Annotated in this window: 3 protein-coding genes; all 3 read right to left on the bottom strand. The window is 67.1% G+C overall.

The genetic code is table 11. The features are described 5' to 3' along the window. Positions 1-1,762 (bottom strand): monovalent cation:proton antiporter-2 (CPA2) family protein (locus DBR34_RS14000; RefSeq protein ID WP_128097243.1); only part of this gene is annotated, 1,762 nt, incomplete at its 3' end. Positions 1,763-2,035: 273 nt separating this feature from the next. Beyond that, a complete protein-coding gene (moeB, locus tag DBR34_RS13995) occupies positions 2,036-3,175 on the bottom strand; it encodes a molybdopterin-synthase adenylyltransferase MoeB (RefSeq protein WP_128097242.1) in 1,140 nt (379 codons plus the stop codon). 138 nt (positions 3,176-3,313) lie between these two features. Further along, the gene (gene der, locus DBR34_RS13990) at positions 3,314-4,705 is read right to left on the bottom strand and encodes a ribosome biogenesis GTPase Der (protein WP_128097246.1); all 1,392 of its coding nucleotides are present in this window, start codon (positions 4,703-4,705) and stop codon (positions 3,314-3,316) included. Positions 4,706-4,718 lie beyond the last annotated feature (13 nt).

Genomic DNA, 4,718 nt, shown 5'->3' with positions numbered 1-4,718 from the left:
GCGTGGGCGTGGGCACGCCCGGCAGCGCCGTACCGAACACCATGTGCGCCCCGGCGCGCAGGCTGCCGCCGGCCATTTCCAGCTCGAAGCGCTCGGCGTCGCGCTCGCGGATCTGCTCGGCGATCTCGCGCGCATCGTCCTGGTCGGCGCCCAGTTCCATCAAGGCGACCTGGCCGAACTGCAACGCCGATTCGAAGGTCTCGCGAATCTGGTAATCCACGCCGGCATGGATCAGCCGCAGCGAATGCTCGCGGTCGAACGAGCGCACCAGCAGCTTGGCCTGCGGGAACTGGTGGGTGACCAGTTCCACGATGCGGTCGGCGTCCTGCGCATTGTTGACGCACACCGCAATGGCCCGCGCCGAGCCGGCACCGGAAGCGTGCAGCACGTCCAGGCGGGTGCCATCGCCGTAGTAGATCTTGAACCCGAAGCGCTCGGCGTTGTGGATCATGTCCACGTCGTTGTCGATGATGGTCACGTCCACGTCGCGTGCCAGCAGCGACTGGCTGGCCACCTGGCCGAAGCGACCGAAGCCGATCATCAACACGCTGCCGGACAGGCCGTCGGCTTCTTCAACGCCATCCAGCGACACTTCGCGGTCGGGCATCAGCTTGTCGTGCAGCAGCACGAACAGCGGCGTGAGTGCCATCGACAGGACCACGATCGCGGTCAGGTTGGCGTTGACCTCCACCCCGATCACACCGGCCGCTGCGGCCGCGGAAAACAGCACGAATGCGAACTCGCCGCCCTGGGCCATCACCACGCCGCGGTCGAGCGCCTGGCGGTGGTCGCTGCCCATGATGCGCGCCACGATGTAGATGCACACGCCCTTGGCGAGCATCAGCGCGAACACGCCCGAGACGATCAACGGCCAGTTGTTGGCCACCACGGTGAGGTCCAGCGCCATGCCCACGCTGAGGAAGAACAGCCCCAGCAGGATGCCGCGGAACGGCTCGATGTCCGCTTCGATCTGATGGCGGAAGGTGGATTCGCTGAGCAGCACGCCGGCCAGGAAGGCGCCCATCGCCATCGACAGCCCACCCAGCTGCATCAGCAGCGCCGCGCCCAGCACCACCAGCAGTGCGGCGGCGGTCATCACTTCGCGCGCCTTGGCCGCGGCCAGGATGCGGAACAACGGGTTGAGCAGGAACCGGCCCACCAGGACCAGGCCGACGATGGCGCCGGCACCGATGCCTACGCTGAGCCAGCGCGAGCTGGCCCCGGCATCGGCCTGCACGGGAGCCATGAAGGCCACCACGGCCAGCAGCGGCACGATCAGCAGGTCTTCAAACAGCAGGATCGAAACGATCTTCTGCCCGGACGGCAACGCAATGTCGCCGCGCTCGGCCAGCAGCTGCATCACCACCGCGGTGGACGTGAGTACGAAGCCGAAGGCACCGATGAAGGCCACGTTGACCGGGAACCCGAACAGCATGCATACACCGGTCAGCACCGCGCCGCAGACCACGATCTGCAGCGTGCCGAGGCCGAAGATCTCGTTGCGCAGGCCCCACAGGTGCGAGGGCCGCATTTCCAGCCCGATCACGAACAGGAACATCACCACGCCAAGTTCGGCAGTGTGCAGGATCGCCTGCGGGTCGGAGAACCAGCCAAAGCCGAATGGGCCGATGGCCAGGCCGGCGGCGAAATAGCCCAGCACCGAGCCCAACCCCAGCCGTCGGAACAGCGGCACCATCACCACCGCCGCACCCAGCAGCGCCACGACTTTCACCAGCTCACTGGCACCTGCTTCGACCGCCATGCGGTTGTTTCCCCGGACTACATAGAGGACTCAACGATAGGGCAAAGCGCCGAGCGGCAATAGCATCCATGTTGCGCATGATTGTGCCGAAAACAGAACGATGTGCCGGGTGGCGACGAGGATCGTCCTGAAATCACGTAGCGCCGGGCTCTGCCCGGGTGGCCGGCAACCTGCGAAATGCAGCCGGGCAGAGCCCGGCGCTACGCGGCGGGGCCATGTGCGCAACGGCCGGGCAGAGCCCGGCTCTACGCGGTCGACTTAGGGCGTTCGGCGTTACGGCCCGCTGCAGAACGCCGCGTAATCGATGTAGCCCGGGAACGCCTTCCCCGGCGCGCACAGCGGACAGGCCGGATCGGGGCGCAGGCGGGTCTCACGAAAACGCATGCCCAGTGCATCGAAACTCAGCAGCCGTCCGACCAACGGCTCGCCCATGCCCAGCAGCAGCTTGAGCACCTCGGTGGCCTGCAGCAGCCCGACCATTCCCGGCAGCACGCCCAGCACGCCGGCTTCAGAACAGTTGGGCGCGAATTCCGGCGGCGGCGGCTCCGGGAACAGGCAGCGGTAGCACGGGGCCTGGCCACGCTGGCGGCCGGCATCGAACACGCTGACCTGGCCCGTGAACCGCTCGACCGCGCCATACACCAGCGGAATGCGGTGCTGGAGGCAGGCATCGTTGAGCAGGTAGCGCAGCGGAAAGTTGTCCGAGCCGTCCAGCACCACGTCCACCCCGTCCAGCAGTGCATCGACGTTGTCGGCACTGACACGCACCTGCACGGCCTCCACATCCAGGTGCGGATTGAGCGCCAGCAGGCGGTCGCGTGCCGACAGCACCTTGGGCATGCCGACGCTGGCGTCGGTGTGCAGGATCTGGCGCTGCAGGTTGCTGCGCTCGACCACATCGTCATCGGCGATACGCAGGTGCCCTACCCCGGCCGCCGCCAGATAGAAGGCCGCGGGGGCCCCCAGTCCACCGGCACCGAGCACCAGCACGCGCGACGCCAGCAGTGTCTGCTGACCGGTCACGCCCACCTGCGGCAGCAGCAGGTGGCGCGCGTAGCGGGCGTTGAAGTCGCGCTCGGGGTCGGTCTGCAGCGGCTGCACCAGGGGCAGTCCGTCGGCACGCCAGGCGTTGGTACCACCGCCCACGGACGCCAGACCCGTGTAGCCCAGATCGGCCAGCGCGCTTGCCGCGTCCAGCGATCGCCGGCCGCTCTGGCAGATCAACACGACCTCGCGATCAATGGTGGGCAGGTGCGTCGAGGGCGATGCCAGCAGCTCACCCTTGGCGATGCCCAGCGCGCCCTCGGCCATGCCGACCGCGCGCTCGTGCGCCTCGCGCACGTCGATGAGCAACGCGCCACGGGCGACGCGCTCGCGGGCCTGGGCGGGGGTGAGTTCGGGGATCGTGCTCATGCCGGGATTATCGCGCACCGGCGCGTACGCGGTGGGTTTGGCGCATTTGCCGGCCAGCGGCCGGCACTACCGTGGCGCGTGCGCGGCAGCCGGCAGCACCGCAACGAAAAGAGCCGGCTTTCGCCGGCTCTTCGTGGATCACTTGCCCTTGACGTGCTTGATCAGGCGGCGTTTGCGCTTGATCTGACGCTCGGTGAGTACGTTCTTCTTGCCCTCGTAGGGGTTCACGCCCTCGCGGAAGATGAACTGCACCGGGGTACCGACCAGCTTGAAGCGCTTGCGGAAGAAGTTCTCCAGGTAGCGCTTGTACGACTCCGGCAGGTCCTTCAGGCGCGTGCCGTGCACGATGAAGGTCGGCGGGTTGGAGCCGCCCGGATGCACGTAACGCAGCTTGGAGACGTGACCACGGATCGCCGGCGGCGGGTTGGTCTCGTACGCCACTTCCAGCGCCTTGTTGACCTCGCTGGTGCTGAACTCATGCGTCGCCGAGGCATGCGCGGCGTGGATGCAGCGGAACAGCTCGCGCAGGCCCGAACCATGCTTGGCCGAGATGCGCACCACTTCCGCCCACGGCACGAAACCGAGCTTGCGCGACACCAGCGCTTCAGCCTGCTCGCGCTGATAGTCGGTCAGGCCATCCCACTTGTTGATGGCCACCACCAACGCACGGCCGGCATCGAGCACCGCACCCAGCACGCTGGCGTCCTGGTCGGTCACGCCTTCGGACGCGTCCAGCATCAGCACGGCCACCTGGCACTGCTCGATCGCCTGCAGCGTCTTGATCACGCTGAACTTCTCGACCACCTCCTCAACGCGCGCCTTGCGACGCAGGCCGGCGGTGTCGATGAGGCGGTACTCGCGACCGTCGCGCTCCATGTCCACCGCGATCGAGTCGCGGGTGGTACCGGGCACTTCGGAGGCGATCATGCGCTCTTCGCCCAGCAGGCGATTGACCAGCGTCGACTTGCCCACGTTGGGGCGGCCCACGAAGGCAATGCGGATGCGGTTCGGATCGGTGTCGAGGGTTTCGGTGGTGCCTTCTTCGGGCAGCCGCTCCACGACTTCGTCCAGCAGATCGTCAAGACCCTGGCGGTGCGCGGCCGACACGGTCAGCATTTCGCCGAAGCCGTAGCGGGCGAACTCCGACCGCACGGTGTCTTCGTTCATGCCGTCGATCTTGTTGATCAACAGCAGCGTCGGACGCGCCAGCTTGCGCAGCCAGGACAGGATCTCGTCGTCCATCGGGCCTTCACGGGCATCGACGACGAACAGGATCAGATCCGCCTCGGCGGCGGCAGCGCGGGCCTGACGCGCGGTAGCGCCAGCCAGGCCTTCTTCTTCACCGGCGATACCACCGGTATCGACCACCAGGAACGGGTGGTCTTCGTTAAGACGACAAACACCGTAATTACGGTCCCGGGTCACGCCGGGCTGGTCATGGACCAGCGCGTCGCGCGTACGGGTAAACGCATTGAACAGCGTGGACTTGCCGACATTCGGCCGTCCAACCAGGGCGACCAAGGGCAGCATCGCGGTAACTCCT

This window comes from Stenotrophomonas sp. HMWF003 (assembly GCF_003061285.1).
In the GTDB taxonomy this organism is placed as follows: Bacteria; Pseudomonadota; Gammaproteobacteria; order Xanthomonadales; family Xanthomonadaceae; genus Stenotrophomonas; species Stenotrophomonas maltophilia_AP.
This window is presented reverse-complemented; position numbering and strand designations above follow the sequence as displayed.